Here is a 17,028-nt window from a genome sequence, read left to right on the forward strand (position 1 = left end):
CTTCACTTGCGGGCTTATTTACTGGACTTGGCCCCATTTTGTAAGGGAAAAAGGTGGCACGAGATATCATTTCAGGGGGACAAGGGTGCTGAAAGCACGCGAGATTTTTGAAAAGCTGAGCGAATGGCCGCACAGGGGCTGTGGCAGCGAAGACGAGATGGAAGCACGCGAGGCGCTGATAGCCGAGCTGACCGGCGAATATGGCGTGGATATCACGGATGAAGGCTTCAAGTGCCCGCGCAGCTATCTGCCCTTTTTCTGGATGATTGCCATAGGGCAGGCCGCTGTGGTGCTTTTGTCGCCCTGGGCGCCTGCTTTCATGCTGGCGGCGGGCATCCTGTTTTTCCTCAGCCACCTTCTGTATTTCGACTGGCGCGTCAGCCCGCTCATATGGTGGGGCGCGCGGACCGTCACGGCCAACGTCTCAGCCTCCAAAGGCGCGGGGAACAGGCTTGTTATCCTGATGGCGCATCTCGATAGCGCACCGTCGTCTTATGCCTACAGGCCGGAGCAGGTGAGGCATTTCAAGCTGTCGGTCTATATGGGGACCTTTATCGTTGGGCTTGGGGCGCTGATCCCGGCGATGGGCACGCAGGATGTCACGCTGCCCAATTGGGCCGGATGGATTGTCGCAGTGCTGCTCCTTGGGCAGGCGGTTGTGGCCAGTATCGATTTTTGGCGCTTTGGCTATACGCCCGGCGCCAACGACAACCTGACCGGCGTTGCTGCCGCGACCGAAGTGGCTTCGCGCCTCTGGAAGACCATGCCGCCGGACACAGAGGTTCGGCTGGTGGTAACAAGCGGTGAGGAGGCCGGCATGCTGGGGGCGCAACATTATTGGCGGCAGCACAGGGATGAGCTGAAACAGCGCGAAACCCATGTGCTGAATTTCGATACTGTGGGCTATGGGAACCTTTCCTATGTCACTCAAAGCGGCGGCTTCACGCCGGTTTATTATGACGGCCCGCTTGCCCGCGCGGCTGCAGCCGTAACCAAGATTGACAAGCGGTACGGCCATGTGACGGCGGCCAAGCATCATGTGGGCGATTTTGACAGCGTCTGGTTCGCGCGCGACGGCATTTCAAGCCTGACGGTGGCGGCCTATGACGACGAAGGCCTGATGCCCCACATCCATACGCAGGAAGACAAGGCCTATCATGTGGATATGGCGATTGTCGAGGATGCCGTGCGCTTTGGCGAAGCCGTGATCCGCACGCTTCCTAAACGCTGACAGTAAGGGAGAGGGGCTATGCGCGCAGAAGATATCCTGTATTTCTGGTTCACGGAGGCTGGCGAAGTTGCCTGGTGGAAAAAATCGAAAGACTTTGATGAACTGATCCGTCGCCGGTTCCTGCACACTTTTGAAAAGGCGGCGCTGGGGGAATTCGCCCATTGGCGGGACCGCCCGCGCGGACGCCTTGCTGAAATCATCCTGCTGGACCAGTTCCCGCGCAACATGTTCCGTGATACGCCGCGCGCCTTCGCAACGGACGGCATGGCGCTGGCGTTAAGCCAGGAAGCGGTGCGGGCGGGCGCGGGCCAGGGATTGAGCGGGGACGAGCGCGCTTTCCTCTATATGCCGCATATGCACAGCGAAAGCCTGCATGTGCACCATGAAGCCGTGCGCCTGTTTTCAGAGCCTGGCCTTGAGGAACAACTGGATTTTGAACGCCGACACAAGGCAATCATCAAGCGTTTTGGCCGCTATCCGCACAGGAACGCCATCCTTGGCCGCGTCAGCACAGAGGAAGAGGAAGAGTTCCTGAAAGAGCCGGGCAGCAGCTTCTGAGGCTTGCGGTGTCTGCGCGTTATTGTGGAAGGTCGCCGTCGCGGTCGTTCATGACCGCCAGGCTTTGCCGGTAACCGTTCCAGATTTCAGCATAGGTGCCATCCGCGCGCAGGCGCCTTAGCCCCAGGTTGAACGCGTCGCAGATTTTCTGGTCATGGAACCGGGCGACATAAAGCGATGGCTTCATGATTGGGTGGCGTTTCAGCTCAAGATACTCGCCGGTTTCCGTGAATTGGCTCTTTTGGGCCAGCGCGAGAATCCACCTGTCACCAACGACGGTGTCAAAACGGCCCTTGTACAGAAGCTGGATATGTTTGCTCTGGTCGCCTGACTCGGTATAGCGCTTGGTTTGGGTGACGGCTTCCTGAAATTCAGGCCCCAGATATCGGGTTGCCCCAGAAAAGGAAAGGACAGACAGGCCTTTAAGGTCATCCAGGCCTTCGATCGTCAGGTTCCTGGAGGCCAGCGTCAGCGCCACATTCTGGTGGGCGATGTACCAATCGGTGGAGCATCCAATGTTGGAGGCCAGCACATGCTGTGTGAGGATGCCGTTTATCTGGCCGCTTTCAAAGGCAGTGATCATCCTGACCCGCGGTTGCTGGATAAAGACGGGTTCATAGTCGCTATAGTCGAATATGGCCCTTACCAGATCAATTTCGATGCCATGTGCTGCACCACCCACCACATAGGGCGGGAGATTTTCGCGTGTGGCGATCTCAATCAGCTTTGGATGGAGGGAAGGGGATTGCGCTGTCACTGAGGGTGACAGGCAAATAGCGGCAAACAGAACCCAAAGGGCATGGATGGTCGGGGAGGCACGCATCACAAAACCTTGTAGCACATAATCATGACATTTTGATTATCTAGTGCATTTGGATGTAAAATACCACCTTCAGGATGTAAACATGGGCGTATAATTGCTATGCGCCCGTATCCAAAAGATTTTATTTTCTCTGGTGCACCGCTATTCGGCTGCCTGACGCTTCAAAACGGGGGCAAGATACTGCCCTGTGTAGCTGCGGGCCACGCCTGCCACGTCTTCCGGTGTGCCGGTGGCGATAATCTCACCACCGCCATCGCCGCCTTCAGGGCCCAGGTCAATGATCCAGTCGGCGGTTTTGATAACCTCCAGGTTATGCTCAATCACCACCACCGTGTTGCCTTGGTCCACCAGTGCCTGCAGGACTTCCATCAGCTTCCTGACGTCCTCAAAATGCAGGCCCGTTGTGGGCTCATCCAGGATATAGAGCGTTTTGCCGGTTGAGCGCTTCGACAGCTCTTTCGCGAGCTTGACCCGTTGGGCTTCCCCGCCCGAGAGGGTCGTAGCCTGCTGACCAACCTTGATATAGCCAAGGCCAACGCGGTCCAGCATTTCAAGCTTGTTGCGGATCGCGGGAACCGCCTTGAAAAACTCAACGCCATCTTCAACCGTCATATCAAGAACATCGGATATCGACTTGTCTTTAAACTTGATTTCCAAAGTTTCACGGTTGTAGCGATGGCCCTTGCACTGGTCACATTGCACATAAACATCCGGCAGGAAATGCATCTCAATCTTGATCATGCCGTCGCCCTTGCAGGCCTCGCATCGACCGCCTTTGACGTTGAAGCTGAAGCGACCGGGCTTGTAGCCGCGCGCGCCAGCTTCCGGTAGGCCAGCGAACCAGTCGCGGATGGGGCCGAAGGCACCGGTATAGGTGGCCGGGTTCGACCGCGGCGTCCGGCCAATTGGCGACTGGTCGATATCAACGATCTTGTCCAGATGCTCCAGCCCTTCGATGGCAGCGTGCGCGCCAGGTATGGTGCGCGAGCCGTTCAGATGCTTCGCAACGGCCTTATAAAGCGTCTCAATGGTGAAGGTGGACTTACCAGACCCCGACACACCTGTGATGCAGGTGAGCGTGCCTAAGGGGATGGAGCCCTCCACATCCTTGAGGTTGTTGGCGCTGGCACCCTTGACCGTCAGAAACTTGCCCTTGTGGCCGGGGCGGCGCATGGCCGGAATGGGAACAGCCCGTTTGCCGGTCAGATATTGGCCGGTGAGGCTCTTCTCTGACGCCATGACCTCGTCAGGCGTGCCTTCAGCCACGATGGCGCCGCCGTGTTCGCCTGCGCCTGGGCCCATATCGATGACATAGTCTGCCGTGCGGATGGCGTCTTCGTCATGCTCCACCACCAGCACCGTATTTCCGATATCGCGCAGGTTCTTCAGCGTTTCCAAGAGGCGGTCATTGTCGCGCTGATGCAGCCCGATCGACGGCTCGTCCAGCACATAGAGGACGCCGGTAAGGCCGGAACCGATCTGGGATGCCAGGCGGATACGCTGGCTTTCACCGCCCGACAGCGTGCCGGACGAGCGGCTGAGCGTCAGATACTGCAGGCCCACGTTATTTAGGAAGCCAAGGCGTTCCTGAATTTCCTTCAATACCTTTTCGGCGATGGCATTTTGTTTGTCGGTGAGCTTTTCAGGCAGGTCCATGAACCAGTCATGCGCGCCGCGGACAGAGAGCTCTGTCACGTCACCGATGGTGCAGTCCGCGATTTTTACCGCCAGCGCTTCAGGCTTAAGACGCTTGCCTTCACAAGACGTACAGGTGGTGGAGGCCTGATATTTCGACAGTTCCTCGCGCATCCAGTTGCTGTCTGTCTCGCGCCAGCGGCGCTCAATGTTGTTGATCACGCCCTCAAATGGCTTGTTGACCTCAAACCGGCGCTTGCCGTCAGCATAGACGATGGTCACCGATTGTTTGCCGGTGCCGTAAAGAAAGGCCTGACGGGCGTCTTCCGGCACTTTGGACCATGGCGTGTCGATGGAGATGCCATAGTGCCGGGCCACCGCATCCAGCGCCTGGAAATAGAAAGGCGAGGGGTTGTTGGCCTTGTTGGCCCAAGGGGCCAGTGCGCCGTCCCGGATGGTTTTGCTGTGATCCGGCACCACCAGTTCGGGGTCGAAATAAAGCTTCTGGCCCAGTCCGTCACAGCTTGGGCAGGCGCCGAACGGGTTGTTGAAGGAAAACAGCCGTGGTTCGATCTCTTCAATGGTGAAGCCGCTTTCAGGGCAGGCAAACTTGGCCGACATCAGCTGGCGGCTGGCGTCTTCACCGTCACGCGCGGCGATCTCAACGGCCAGCAGGCCGTCCGAAAGCTCAAGCGCGGTCTCGACACTGTCAGCCAGGCGCTGCTCCAGCCCTTCCTTCAGCACAAGGCGGTCCACCACCACATCAATGTCGTGCTTGTATTTCTTGTCGAGCGTAGGGGCCTCTTCGATCAGATAGAACTCACCATCCACCTTCACGCGCTGGAAGCCGCGCTTTTGAAGTTCGCCGAATTCCTTTTTGTATTCACCCTTGCGGCCGCGCACGATGGGCGCCAGCAGGTACAGCCGGGTGCCTTCTCCCATGGCCATGATGCGGTCCACCATCTGGGAAACGGTCTGGCTTTCAATCGGCAGGCCGGTCGCTGGAGAGTAGGGCACGCCCACGCGCGCCCACAGAAGGCGCATATAGTCGTAAATCTCGGTCACCGTGCCCACGGTGGAACGCGGGTTCTTGGATGTTGTCTTCTGCTCGATCGAGATCGCAGGCGACAGGCCTTCGATATGGTCCACATCCGGCTTTTGCATCAGCTCCAGGAACTGGCGCGCATAGGCCGACAGGCTTTCCACATAGCGGCGCTGTCCCTCTGCATAGATGGTATCGAACGCAAGCGACGACTTGCCCGAGCCCGACAGCCCGGTGATCACCACCAGTTTGTCGCGTGGTATATCTACATCCACGGATTTCAGGTTATGTTCTCTGGCCCCGCGGACGGAAATCTCTGTGAGCATGCTGGTCTCTTGAATCTGAACTAGTGTTTGTGCGCTTGTTTACGCCATCAAATGGCCCTTGGATGCCTGTGCTGTCAAGCCGCCTGACAATAATATGATGGTGTGAACAAAGAAAGAACATAATCCAGCCTGCTGTCAGAAACTGTCAGGATATCCGCGCCAATTCCGTGGCAATCGGAAAAGGTCAAGCATAGCAGGGCATTATCAGTCTTGACATCTGTTGTGGAATTAGAACAAAAAAAGAACAAATAAGCGAGGAGACGATCATGAGCCCGAAAACTGATTTGCGAACCGGCGGTTGCCTGTGCGGCGCTGTGCGCTATGAAATCAACCTGGATGGCAGCGAGACCAACAACTGCCACTGCAGAGACTGCCAGAAGAACTCCGGTGGGGCCTTTATGCCTTTCACAAGTGTTGACCGGGGCCAGTTCCGCTGGATTTCCGCGCCAACTGGCGAGGGCAAAGCCAGTGAGATTGCGGTTCGCCGCTTCTGTGCGGACTGCGGCACGCCCATGACGTGGGAAGGGCGGGACTACCCGGACAGGATTTCCATCAGCACCGGCACGCTGGATGACACAAGCGGGATCGAGATCAGCGTTGAGATTTTCACCCGCAGCCGCTGGCAGGCCATTCCGCCAGTGCCGGGTGCGCGGCAATATGAGGCTGAGGACTAGGACCAGTCTTTGGGGTCGATCCCCAGGGCGGTCATGCGCTGGTGCCACTGGCGACGGGCGAAGGCCTGCATGTCTTCGACCGTGTCCAGCTCGTCCGTGATTTCAAGGCCCATCATGGTCTCTATCACGTCCTCAAGCGTTACAAGGCCTTCAGCGGTGCCATATTCATCCACAATCAGCATGATGTGGCCGCGCTGGTGCATCAGTTGGTTGAAGGCGTGCGAGGCTTTCAGGGTGTCGGGCATCATCGGCAGGTCGCGGCGGAAATCCTCAAGCGTTTTATCGCTTTCGCCCTTGGCGCTTGCCATGAACAGATCCTGCTTGAGCACATAGCCGCAGATATCGTCTGTATGGTCGCGGTAGACAGGGATGCGCGAGAAGGGGTTTTCGGCGTGGTTCGCCAGAAACTGTTTCACCGTCTGGCCCGCCGGCTGGCTGAACATCACGGCGCGCGGCGACATGATATCTTTCACCGACAGTTTATGGAGCCGCATCAGGTTGGCGACGATCTTTTGCTCTTTCTTGTCCAAGAGGCCTTCTTCATGGCCGATCTGCGCCATGGCGGCGATCTCATCGCGGCTGAAGGTGGTGGCCAGCTCGTCCTTGCGGGCGATGGCGCGGGTCAGCTTCTCAGACAGCCAGACAAGCGGCAGTAAAAGCCGCGTCAGCCATACAAGGCAGAAGGCCGTTGTGGGCGCCAGGCTTTGCCAATAGGTCGCGCCCAGCGTTTTCGGGATGATTTCAGACAGCACAAGAATCAGCAGCGTCAGCACGGCACTTGTGACTGCGATATAGCTGTTGCCGAACACCACAGCGGCCTGTGCGCCCACGCCGGCCGCGCCCACTGTGTGGGCAATTGTGTTCAGGATCAGGATCGCCGCCAGCGGCTTGTCCAGGTTGGCCTGTAGGGTCGTCAGGTCCTCCGCGCCGCGTTTGCCGCCTTTCCTGAGCGCCGCCACATACGCAGGCCGCACAGACAGCAGCACCGCTTCCGCAACGGAGCAGAGAAACGAGACGCAGATCGCCAACACGAGATAAAAAATAAGTAGAGCCATATCCGGTTCAGCTTATACGAAAAAATCCCGTGATTGCCTAGAGATAGCTGAGCCACCAGTCTTTGCGCCGCGCCTTGAGGGCCGCGAACCATTTACAGGCTGGGTAGAGCGCCGCCACGACACCCACCCACACAAGCCAGACAACGCCGATGGAAAAGCCGTATCCTTGCGGCATGTTCCACATGGCTGTGGCCATGGCGCGCCAGCCAAGGCCCTGCATTTCTGCGGCGAAAAGCGCGAGCAGGTGCGCCAGGTAAATGTGAGCGAGATAATAGAAGAAGGGCACCCGGCCGAATGTGACCATCCAGCCCACGACCTTGCCCTGCCAGCGTTCGGCATATGCCAGGATGATAAGCCCCGGGCCGATCGTCATCAAAAGGAACGCCAGCGAGGGCGGATATTTGGTGGTGTTGAGGAAGGACCACAGCGTGAAAATGCCGCTATCCTGCGCCGACCAGGGTGACGGGTTGCCGTAGCCGTTCAGAAGCCGGAGAGCTATGAAAGCGAGGGTGAGGGCTAGGCCGAGCTGCAGCAGGAAGCGCTGGCGCACCTCCGGGTCCAGCTTATAGGCCCTGGCAAGGGCATAGCCGAGGGGCATCAGGCCAATCCAGGGGAGAAGCGGATACATGCGCGCCACGGGCAAGCCAGCCACCAGGCTGAAGCCCTGATTATGCAGGATATGCCAGAAGGGCGTTGGCTTGGTCCAGTCGCTTGCCGGGAACAGGCCGTAATCAAGGGCGTTATGGCCAAGAACAACGACAGCGCCGAAGCCAATGATCGCCCAGAAGGGCAACCAGACGAGGGCGGCCATCACCAGCATCGAAGCCCCGATGACCCAGATCACCTGAAGGCCGAAGGTGAAGCTTGAAAGATTGAACTGCCAGCCAAAGCTGACAAGCGTGATCTCGATGGCGATCAGCCAGAGCCCGCGGATGGCAAGAAAGCGGCTGAGTTCAGTCGTGGATTTGCGTTCATGCATCAGTCCGGCACTGATGCCGGACAGGAGCACAAAGGTGGGGGCACAGAAATGGGTAATCCACCGCGTCAGGAAGAGGGCGCTATCTGTCTGGCTGAGGTCTGCCGGGTCAAAGCGGACGTCCGTGAAAAAGTCCCTGACATGGTCGAGCGCCATGATCACCATCACCAACCCGCGCAGAAAATCGATCGAATCCAGGCGGTACACACGCTTGGCAGCAGCCATATATCTCTCCCCACATTATCGCAATGCGAGTATTATTCGCCTTTTTCTAGGCGCGCGTAAACCCCATCAAACCAAACGGCCCATTCTTTTTTCTCCGGGTTATATTGTTCGAAGAACTGGCGTACGGTTCCGTCGTCCAGTTTGGTCCAGCTGCCGCGGAACGGAAAGGTCTTGCCGTTTGTATAATAGAAGATCTCGCCCTCAAGCTTGATGGAGCCGTCCTCAAGGCCGCCTTCATAATCAATCAGATAGCCGCCACCACCGGCGGACACCCAGACCTGGCGCCATTTCTTGGTGTTTGGATTATAGTAATTCAGGCTTTGCCCCGTGCCGCCGTTCGCGCTGGTCCATTCCTCGCGGAAGGCACAGCCGTTTTCCACCGGCGTGATCCTGTTGGTGCCCTGGAACGCGCCGTTGGCGCGGGCCGTCACCGACCACTCACCTTCCCAGAAACTCCACTGCTGGAAAGCCGGATCGGTCTCACAGGTGTTTGCTGGCGGTGTCTGGTTCTGGGCAGATGCTGTTAAGGATGCGCCCAGAATGGCGGCGATAGTGAAGACCTTCTTGATTGTCATAATAATCCCCTATGTCCTTTTATCCCCGACAGTAGCCTGATGCCGTTTCCTCATGCAAAAATAGAGGCTTGCGACGAACCGAGCTTGGCGTGGGGCAGGGTGTGTGAAAGCGGTGGCTTGACCCGCGCTGGCTGCTGTATTACGGTGAGAACAAATATAGAACAAATTTCTTTTTTGGCGAAGGGCCATGTTTCTCTTTGAAGCGTTGGCTGGCTTGTTCTATTGTCGCTGCCACACGGGTGCTAGAGGCACTCAAGAATGACGAATAAGGGGGCTCTGATGGCCGGTAGTGTAAATAAAGTAATTTTGGTTGGTAACCTTGGGCGCGACCCGGAAGTGCGCACGATGAATGACGGTTCACCTGTTGTGAATCTCTCCATCGCCACGTCCGAGAGCTGGCGCGACCGTAATTCGGGCGAGCGCAAGGAACGCACCGAATGGCACCGGGTTGTCATCTTCAACGAAAACCTGGCCAAAGTGGCGCAGCAGTATCTCAAGAAGGGCTCGACCGTTTATATCGAAGGCCAGTTGCAGACCCGCAAATGGACCGATCAGCAGGGCGTTGAGAAATACTCGACCGAGGTCGTGCTGCAGCGCTATCGCGGCGAACTGACCATGCTTGGCGGCCGTGGTGACAGCCAGGGCGGCGGCTTTGCCGACAACAACCAATCAGGTTACGGCGCTGGTGACTTCGCGGGCCCATCCGGTGGCGGCCAAGGCGGCGGCCAACAAGGCGGTCAGCAAGGTGGCAATTTCGGCGGCGGTGCCGACCTGGACGACGAAATCCCGTTCTAAGGCATCTGGTAATTTGAGTATGAAAGCGTGGGGCTTTTGCTCCGCGCTTTTTTTATGGTTGTCGCCTCTTTGGTAAAATGATATGTAATAATATAACATTAAAGGAGAGGCAGCTATGAAGCACTTCATCTACATCATGATCCTTGGGCTGATGACCGCCAGTATATCTGCAAATGCAGATGCAGTAGATGGTCAACGCGAGACCGACCTGGAGTTGACGGTCATGGTTAAAAAAACCGTCAAGGAAGACATCCTTGTCGCCTGGCTCTATTTCCGGGTTGAGGGTGCGGAGTCGGATACCGTTCAACAACAACTCAACGAGAAAATGACAGACGCGTGGGCAATCGCGTCCAGCATGTCGACCGTGGAGGCCAAAATTGAAGGCTACCGGACATGGTATGATGACGGTACGCGCGGCACTCGGTGGGAAAGGCAGAATGGCACAGCGCCCAAAGACGTTGCGCCAAAGTGGATCGCCCGCCAATCAATTCGGCTTCAATCTGGGAACGATACAGCGCTCAGGGCATTGGTGGACCGGCTACAGGCGGCAGGCTTGGCGCTCAACTATTTCGACTATGAAGTATCTCCGGCGCTTTATGATAAAACGCGGGAGGCCCTCATGCAGCCCGCAGCAGAAAAGCTTATCCTTAAAGCCAGAATGCTGGCGAACGCCTTCAGTTCAGACCTCTTGGGCCTCAAGGAAGTGAACCTAGGCGGCAGGCAGGGTCGGCACGCGTCTGCGGCGATGGCAATGGCGCCCGAGCGTGGTTATTCAGGCGAACAATGGATTGTCGCTGTCGCGGAACCTGAGGACCAGGAAGTCTATTTTACGCTGGGTGGCCTTGCCGTCATGGCCATGCCTGATCTCAAGCATTAAGCTTTTCATGCAAAACTCGTGTGCGGAGTAGAGGCCGGGCGTCAGCTCGGCCTCATTCAGGGTGTCCTTGGTTATTTCAGGCTTTCATAATCTGCCAACTGTTCCTGAAAATCGCTTTCTGACAGGTGAATCAGGTTTTTGGCATATTCACCGCCAAGCTTCTTTTGGGCCTGCGGGCTTAGGGCGTTCTTGATGACAGCCATGGTTTTTGGTAGCGCCACCAAAATCAACCGGTCCATCTCATCCTGTGCGGCAGCTTCATTGATTTCATCAGCAATACCTTGCAGGAACGCCTGGCTTTCCTGCTCGGGAAAATCTGCATGGTCTTCATAGGAATGCTTGGCACCTGAAGACGACTGGTGCCCGCGACCGGGCTTGTCTGATCCTTGGTCGTGCTGGAACTTGCGGGCGGCTGGGTGCTCAAGGGCGATATATTGCTGCATGGCACCGTTTACATAATGCCGTGTGTAGATTTTCGCGTGCGCGCGATCCGCCAGCAAAATCCAGTCCCGGGTTTTCTTTGTATGCATGGCTTTGCTCCTGATCCAGGGGTCTATGGGGAGCATTATACACCTATTCGGTGTGAATGTATTGACTTGGGTCATGTGGGCGCTGGCGTTTTGGTTCGCCTTAGCCGAAGAGGGCGCGCCGACAGCGGGCTTTCAGCTCCGGTAGAAGATCCGTCTCAAACCAAGGGTTTTTCTTGAGCCAGATGTTGTTCCGCGGGCTGGGGTGCGGCAGCAGCAGGATATTTTCCGGGTATTTCCGCCAGTTTCTGACGGTTGCGGTCAGTGTCGTCTCGGCTCTGTCCGGCAAGTGCCAGTCCAATGCGTAACCGCCAATAACCAGCGTGAGTTCAATATCAGGTAGCTGTTCCAGAAGGCGCTGGCGCCATAAAGGCGCACACTCGCGCCGAGGTGGCAGGTCGCCAGACTTGCCGGTGCCGGGGTAGCAGAAGCCCATGGGCAGGATGGCAATGCGTTCGGCGTCATAGAAGGTGTCAAAGCCCACGCCCATCCAGTCCCTGAGCCGGTCGCCCGAGGCATCGTCGAATGGCACACCGCTTTCGTGAACCTTGCGTCCAGGAGCTTGTCCGGCAATCAGTATCCGCGCGCCTTTACCCGCCTGCAAAACCGGGCGCGTGCCGTGGGGTAGGTGGGCCGCACAGTGATTGCAGCTGCGGATTTCCGAAAGAAGCGTCTCCATGGTGCGACGATAGCGTGTCAGTCCTGCTTCGTATAGGTAATGCGAAAGGCCTTCTGCCAGCTTTGGCCGCCGTCATCCGATTTGTCGATATACAGCATGCGCACAGGGGACCTGAGCTCCAGCGTCAGGCGGAAATTGCGCCAGACGCCGTCGCCGACCGGAAATGTGGTGCCGGACTTGATGTTGGTGAAGACAATGCTATCACCCGCTGGCGCGCCTTCATACATGTCCATGATGCCCCAGACATCATCGATCGCGGCTTTCCGGTAGACATTCCGGTATTGGTCAAAGCTGATGTAGGTTTCCATATGGAAGCCGGGGCTTGTGGTATCTGCTGGGATTTCAGCCAAAATCATGCCCTTGTGCCGGAGGTGAAGGTCTACTTCTGCGGCAGGAAACGCCTGCCAGGTCTGGCCGCCGTCTTCGGTCATTTCCGTTACCATGCTCCAGCGGCCTTCAAGGACTGCGAGCTTCTGCATCATGGCATAAGGCTTTTCGGATACTGCCGGGCGCTCTGGCGGTTCGGCCATCGCGGTTGCGGTCATGAGAATGGCACAAAACGCCGTCAGAATTGTCTTCATTAGTTGGTCCTCCCCGTTAGCATCACTCTAAGCCGCGGGGGCCAGCCAGCAATATAGAAAATGGTTTAGGCTGGTCTTGTACGCCAAGGCCTGTGGCCCCATGTCTGGTTAAAGTAAAACAAAGAAGGATTGATTTGTGAGGATTGGATTGGCCCTTGGGGGCGGTGCTGGACTTGGTTGGGCCCATATTGGCGTGGTACGCGTGCTGGAAGCAGAAGGTATTCATGCGGATATCGTTTCAGGCACCAGCATCGGTTCCATCGTTGGGGCCTGTGTGGCCGCCGACATGCTGGACGATCTGGAAGAGATCGCGCGAGAACTTACCTTCAAGGAAATGCTTTCCCTTGGCCAGTTTGGCTTCAAAAGCGGTAGCCTGATTGGCGCCGGCAAGATTGAACGCCGCCTGCGTGACCATTTCGGGACGCTGGCGATTGAGCAGATGCCCAAGCCTTTCGCCGCCGTGGCAGCGGACCTTTATACCGGTGAGCGGGTGGTTTTCGATAAAGGCGATGTGGTAACGGCCCTAAGGGCATCTTCGGCGGTGCCGGGGGTATTGCCGCCGGTCGAGACTGGCCGAATGCTGCTTGGGGATGGCGGTATGGTTGACCCGATCCCGGTCAGTGCTGCGCGCGACCTGGGGGCTGATTTCATCATCGCGGTTGACCTGCAGGGTGATTATGAGGGTCGTGCCCGCCGCTATGGCCTGTCGCCCGATGGCAAGAAAAACGGTCGGGCGCTGAGGACAGCGCGGGCAGGGTGGTCCATGGCCTTGCAGGCCCTGAGCCGAGCGCGACTGGAGCTGGACCAGCCAGATGTTATCATCACACCGGAGATTGGCCATATCGACATGGTGGACTTTACCAAGGCCCACGAGTTGATCGCCCTTGGCAAAAAGGTAGCCCTGGATGAGCTGCCTTCGATCTGGGCCGCGATGGAGCGGGCCAATTTGGCTGAGAAATCAGCCTAGCTTCCAACGTCATGCTGAACTTGTTTCAGCATCCATGTGAAAGCAGAGGGCTTAACAGGTTAGCCATGGACCCTGAAACGAGTTCAGGGTGCCGGACGTTAACGATTGATCTCGCGGGAGATCACAATCCGCTGGATGTCTGAGGTTCCCTCATAAATCTGGGTTACCCGGACATCACGGTAAATCTTCTCAACCGGATATTCGCTGAGGTAGCCGTAGCCGCCCAGCGTCTGGATCGCGTCTGAGCAGATTTTCTCTGCCGCTTCGGATGCGAACAGCTTGGCCATGCAGGCTTCCTTCAGGCATGGTTCGCCCGCGTCTTTCATCGCGGCGGCGTTCAGCACCATCAGTTCCGCTGCCTGCAGTTTGGTTGCCATATCCGCAAGGCGGAAACCAACGGCCTGATGTTCAATGATCGGCTTGCCGAAGCTTGTCCGTTCCTTGGCGTATGCGAGGGCGTAATCATAGGCTGCACGCGCCATGCCTACGCTTTGGGCGGCGATGCCGATGCGGCCTGTCTCCAGGTTCGAAAGCGCGACCTTGTAGCCCGCGCCTTCTTCGCCAAGGAGGCAGTCAGTGCCGACTTCCATATCGTCGAACGTGATGTAGCAGGTGTCGGAACACTTCTGGCCCAGCTTGTGCTCCACGCTCGCCACTGTATAGCCTGGCGTGTCGGTGCTTACCAAGAAGGCGGAGATGCCGCGCTTGCCAGCCGCCGGGTCCGTCACCGCAAAGATAATGGCAGCGCCGCCGATCTTGCCGGACGTGATGAACTGCTTGGAGCCATTTAGCTTCCAGCCTGAATTGGTGCGTTCGGCGCGGGTCTTGAGCATGGAAGCGTCAGAGCCTGCCTGTGGTTCCGTGAGGCAGAAAGCACCGATCATTTCGCCGCGGGCGAGCGGCTTGAGGAATTTTTCCTTTTGCTCGTCGGTGCCGTTCGCCAGTACAGCGGCGCACACTGGCGCGTTATTCACGCTCATCAGCGTTGAAAGCCCGCCGTCACCGGCCGCGATTTCAATCAGCGCAAGCGCGTAAGAAACATAGTCTGTTTCCGCGCCGCCCCACTGTTCGGGCATGGTCATGCCCATGAGGCCCAGCTCACCCATTTCGCGCAGGATATCCGCCGGAATTTCGCCAGCTTTTTCCCATGCGGCAGCGTTGGGCGCAATGCGATCAGTGGCAAAGGCGCGGGCCATATCCCGCACCATGCGTTGTTCTTCAGTCAGGATCATGGCCTTGTCCCTCTGGTTATCGTTTTGGCCAATCTAGCGCTTATGCCAGCTCAATCGCAACGGCAGTGGCTTCACCGCCACCGATGCAAAGGCTGGCAACGCCTTTCTTAAGACCACGCTTCTTGAGCGCGTTAATGAGCGTTACGCAGATACGTGCTCCAGACGCACCGATCGGGTGGCCAAGGGCACAAGCACCGCCGTTCACATTGACCTTCTCTGGATCAAGCCCCAGTTCCTGGATCGCCGCCATGGCAACAACAGCGAAGGCTTCGTTCACCTCAAAGAGGTCAACGTCAGCTACAGACCAGCCTGCTTTGTCCATCACCTTTTCCATTGCCTTCACGGGCGCTGTGGTGAACCACTCAGGCGCTTGGGCATGACTTGCGTGCGCGACCAGCTTGGCAAGCGGCGTCAGGCCACGCTTTTCAGCTTCCCCGGCAGTCATCATTACAAGTGCTGCCGCGCCGTCAGAGATGGAGCTGGCGTTCGCAGCCGTTACGGTGCCGTCTTTCTTGAAGGCAGGGCGCAGGCCAGGGATTTTGTCGAGCCGGGCTTTCGGCGGTTGCTCGTCTGTGTTCACTTCCACGTCGCCGCGGCGGGATTTGACAGTTACTGGCACAACTTCGCCTTCGAAGCTGCCGTCTTCAATCGCCCGCTGCGCACGCTCAAGCGAACGGATTGCATAAGCGTCTTGGGCCTCGCGGGTAAACTGGTATTCAGCGGCGCAGAGTTCGGCGAAGACACCCATTGGCTCGCCCGCGTAGGCGTCGGTCAGGCCATCAAGCGCCATATGGTCAATCATCTGGGCGTTGCCGTATTTCACGCCTGTGCGGCCTGTTGGCAGCATATGCGGCGCCAGGGACATGCTCTCCATGCCGCCTGCAACCACAATGCTGTTGCTGCCAGCCTTGATGCTGTCGTGCGCCTGCATCATCGCCTGCATGCCGGACCCGCACATTTTGTTGATGGTTACAGCGCCAGTGGCGTCAGGAATGCCGGCTTTGCGGCTGGCCTGGCGGGCAGGGGCCTGGCCCTGGCCAGCGGGCAGAACGCAGCCCATGATCGTCTCATTAACGGCTTCACCGTCCATGCCGGCGCTTTCAAGCGCGCCCTTGATGGCAACAGCGCCAAGGTCAGACGCAGGAACTGTGGACAGGTCACCCAAGAGGCCACCCATTGGGGTCCGGGCCATACCAACGATAACAATTGCATCCTGAGACATACGGGGCTCTCCTTCAATCTGGTTGGGCCGCCCTCTGCAACCGGGGCGTTTTCCCTAAATTTGGTTGCGGACAATGTGCCAAAAATCCTGCTTTTCGCAAGTGCAAAATAGAATTCTTTTCGCACCTGCACAAAAAAGTGACATTTGACGGGCCACACCCAGCCATATATGAAGGCGACGAACCATTTTGAAGGGACACCGTTATGGGTACACGCGTAGGCTTTTTTCTGTTTGTCGGCTTTGTTCTTGGTGCGATTGTTGGTGCGTGGCTGCCGTATCCCGCCATTCTAGAGACGGTTGTGGGTGGTGCGATTGGCGCTGTTTCAGCAGTACTGATTGACCTTCTGGGCAAGCGCAAGCGGCAAGGCTGAACACAAAGGGGCAGCCCGCAAGCTACCCCTTCAACGATTTATTCAGCCGCCTTTGCTTTTTGTGCAGGCAAGGCGGTGACGAGCGGTGCGACATTTTCAGCGAAATAGCCCGCCGGGCCGTTTTCAATGCCGTCATAGCCGGGGTAGGCCGATGGGTCAGCGTCAGCATTGAGGCTCCAGGTCATCATGCCGCCAAACTGGCTGGGGTCGATGCCGTTGTTTCCTTTTGCAATATCCAGCAGGTTGTTGGCGATTACCGGTGGCACGTTCGTATAATCTTTCACATCCCAGAGATTTGATGCCGTTGGTGCAGCGCCCGCATTGGCGGGAATGCCGATGACGATTTTGGTGGCACTATTCACTTTCCCATTCTGCTGGAGCGCGTTGTAGGCGGCTGACACGATATTGGCATCGTCTTCAGCCACTTGCTGTTTTGGATCGCCGGGAAGCGGGTATGTGAAGCTCGTTCCCGAATTGTAGGCCTGCACCAACACGGCGTCGAACAATGGCTGGCTGTAGATGAGCTCCAGCGAGATGCCACCGTTTGGAATATTGAGCGTGGGCGCGTCTGGGGTGCCTGCCAAAATCGGGGCCATTGTCAGCAGAAGATCATCTTTCACCAGCTTGGCCTAGTGACCGGGTAACTGCGAAAGTGGC

The 17,028-nt window shown here is 57.5% G+C and carries 18 protein-coding genes; 7 read left to right on the forward strand and 11 right to left on the reverse strand.

The window, feature by feature from the left end; translation table 11 throughout:
* Positions 1–85 precede the first annotated feature (85 nt).
* Together KORM41_RS05315 and KORM41_RS05320 are read left to right on the forward strand one after the other, a co-directional pair.
* Positions 86–1,231, forward strand: a complete 1,146-nt coding sequence (locus KORM41_RS05315; RefSeq protein WP_068145637.1) for a M28 family metallopeptidase — start codon at positions 86–88, stop codon at positions 1,229–1,231.
* A gap of 18 nt (positions 1,232–1,249) precedes the next feature.
* Positions 1,250–1,789, forward strand: coding sequence for a DUF924 family protein (locus KORM41_RS05320; protein ID WP_068145641.1), 540 nt, complete (start codon positions 1,250–1,252; stop codon positions 1,787–1,789).
* A gap of 19 nt (positions 1,790–1,808) precedes the next feature.
* On the opposite strand, the gene KORM41_RS05325 is transcribed toward KORM41_RS05320, so the two are convergent.
* Positions 1,809–2,612 carry a substrate-binding periplasmic protein gene (locus KORM41_RS05325; RefSeq protein ID WP_068145643.1) on the reverse strand — a complete coding sequence of 268 codons (804 nt, stop codon included), beginning with the start codon at positions 2,610–2,612 and terminating at the stop codon, positions 1,809–1,811.
* Between the two features lie 141 nt (positions 2,613–2,753).
* A complete protein-coding gene (uvrA, locus tag KORM41_RS05330; RefSeq protein ID WP_068145645.1) occupies positions 2,754–5,615 on the reverse strand; it encodes an excinuclease ABC subunit UvrA in 2,862 nt (953 codons plus the stop codon).
* 266 nt (positions 5,616–5,881) lie between these two features.
* Between uvrA and KORM41_RS05335 the strand changes: the two genes are divergently transcribed.
* A complete protein-coding gene (locus KORM41_RS05335; RefSeq protein ID WP_068145648.1) occupies positions 5,882–6,289 on the forward strand; it encodes a GFA family protein in 408 nt (135 codons plus the stop codon).
* Here KORM41_RS05335 and KORM41_RS05340 read toward each other — a convergent pair.
* Genes KORM41_RS05340 through KORM41_RS05350 form a run of 3 tightly spaced genes read right to left on the reverse strand, consistent with a single transcriptional unit; the run spans position 6,286 to position 9,120 of the window.
* Positions 6,286–7,344: a hemolysin family protein gene (locus tag KORM41_RS05340; protein WP_068145650.1), complete on the reverse strand. Its 1,059-nt coding sequence runs from the start codon at positions 7,342–7,344 to the stop codon at positions 6,286–6,288. The two genes, KORM41_RS05335 and KORM41_RS05340, sit on opposite strands and share 4 nt — an antisense overlap.
* A 37-nt stretch (positions 7,345–7,381) precedes the next feature.
* Positions 7,382–8,545: a DUF1624 domain-containing protein gene (locus KORM41_RS05345; RefSeq protein ID WP_068145653.1), complete on the reverse strand. Its 1,164-nt coding sequence runs from the start codon at positions 8,543–8,545 to the stop codon at positions 7,382–7,384.
* A 32-nt stretch (positions 8,546–8,577) separates the two neighbouring features.
* A complete protein-coding gene (locus KORM41_RS05350; RefSeq protein WP_068145657.1) occupies positions 8,578–9,120 on the reverse strand; it encodes a hypothetical protein in 543 nt (180 codons plus the stop codon).
* Between the two features lie 279 nt (positions 9,121–9,399).
* Here KORM41_RS05350 and ssb point away from each other — a divergent pair, with 279 nt between their 5' ends.
* On the forward strand, positions 9,400–9,915 hold the full coding sequence (gene ssb / locus KORM41_RS05355) for a single-stranded DNA-binding protein (protein ID WP_068145659.1): 516 nt from the start codon (positions 9,400–9,402) through the stop codon (positions 9,913–9,915).
* A 115-nt stretch (positions 9,916–10,030) separates the two neighbouring features.
* Positions 10,031–10,792 (forward strand): SIMPL domain-containing protein, encoded by a 762-nt coding sequence (locus KORM41_RS05360; protein ID WP_068145662.1) that lies wholly within the window; start codon positions 10,031–10,033, stop codon positions 10,790–10,792.
* Between the two features lie 71 nt (positions 10,793–10,863).
* Here KORM41_RS05360 and KORM41_RS05365 read toward each other — a convergent pair whose 3' ends face one another.
* The 3 genes from KORM41_RS05365 to KORM41_RS05375 all read right to left on the reverse strand — a co-directional run bounded on the left by KORM41_RS05365 (position 10,864) and on the right by KORM41_RS05375 (position 12,579).
* Positions 10,864–11,322: a host attachment protein gene (locus KORM41_RS05365; protein ID WP_068145665.1), complete on the reverse strand. Its 459-nt coding sequence runs from the start codon at positions 11,320–11,322 to the stop codon at positions 10,864–10,866.
* A 100-nt stretch (positions 11,323–11,422) separates the two neighbouring features.
* Entirely contained in the window at positions 11,423–11,998 is a 576-nt protein-coding gene (locus tag KORM41_RS05370) for a uracil-DNA glycosylase family protein (RefSeq protein WP_068145667.1), read from the reverse strand.
* Between the two features lie 17 nt (positions 11,999–12,015).
* Positions 12,016–12,579 (reverse strand): DUF1579 family protein, encoded by a 564-nt coding sequence (locus KORM41_RS05375; RefSeq protein WP_068145670.1) that lies wholly within the window; start codon positions 12,577–12,579, stop codon positions 12,016–12,018.
* Between the two features lie 136 nt (positions 12,580–12,715).
* Here KORM41_RS05375 and KORM41_RS05380 point away from each other — a divergent pair, with 136 nt between their 5' ends.
* On the forward strand, positions 12,716–13,546 hold the full coding sequence (locus KORM41_RS05380; RefSeq protein ID WP_082719770.1) for a patatin-like phospholipase family protein: 831 nt from the start codon (positions 12,716–12,718) through the stop codon (positions 13,544–13,546).
* 98 nt (positions 13,547–13,644) lie between these two features.
* Here KORM41_RS05380 and KORM41_RS05385 read toward each other — a convergent pair whose 3' ends face one another.
* Both KORM41_RS05385 and KORM41_RS05390 read right to left on the reverse strand, forming a co-directional pair.
* Positions 13,645–14,778 carry an acyl-CoA dehydrogenase family protein gene (locus KORM41_RS05385; protein WP_068145675.1) on the reverse strand — a complete coding sequence of 378 codons (1,134 nt, stop codon included), beginning with the start codon at positions 14,776–14,778 and terminating at the stop codon, positions 13,645–13,647.
* 40 nt (positions 14,779–14,818) lie between these two features.
* Positions 14,819–16,000: a thiolase family protein gene (locus KORM41_RS05390; protein ID WP_068145679.1), complete on the reverse strand. Its 1,182-nt coding sequence runs from the start codon at positions 15,998–16,000 to the stop codon at positions 14,819–14,821.
* A gap of 203 nt (positions 16,001–16,203) precedes the next feature.
* On the opposite strand from KORM41_RS05390, the gene KORM41_RS21705 reads away from it, so the two are divergent.
* On the forward strand, positions 16,204–16,371 hold the full coding sequence (locus KORM41_RS21705; protein ID WP_156431905.1) for a hypothetical protein: 168 nt from the start codon (positions 16,204–16,206) through the stop codon (positions 16,369–16,371).
* A 38-nt stretch (positions 16,372–16,409) separates the two neighbouring features.
* On the opposite strand, the gene KORM41_RS05395 is transcribed toward KORM41_RS21705, so the two are convergent.
* Positions 16,410–16,991, reverse strand: a complete 582-nt coding sequence (locus tag KORM41_RS05395) for a glycoside hydrolase family 18 protein (RefSeq protein ID WP_068145681.1) — start codon at positions 16,989–16,991, stop codon at positions 16,410–16,412.
* Positions 16,992–17,028: the final 37 nt, after the last annotated feature.

This window comes from Kordiimonas lipolytica (genome assembly GCF_001550065.1).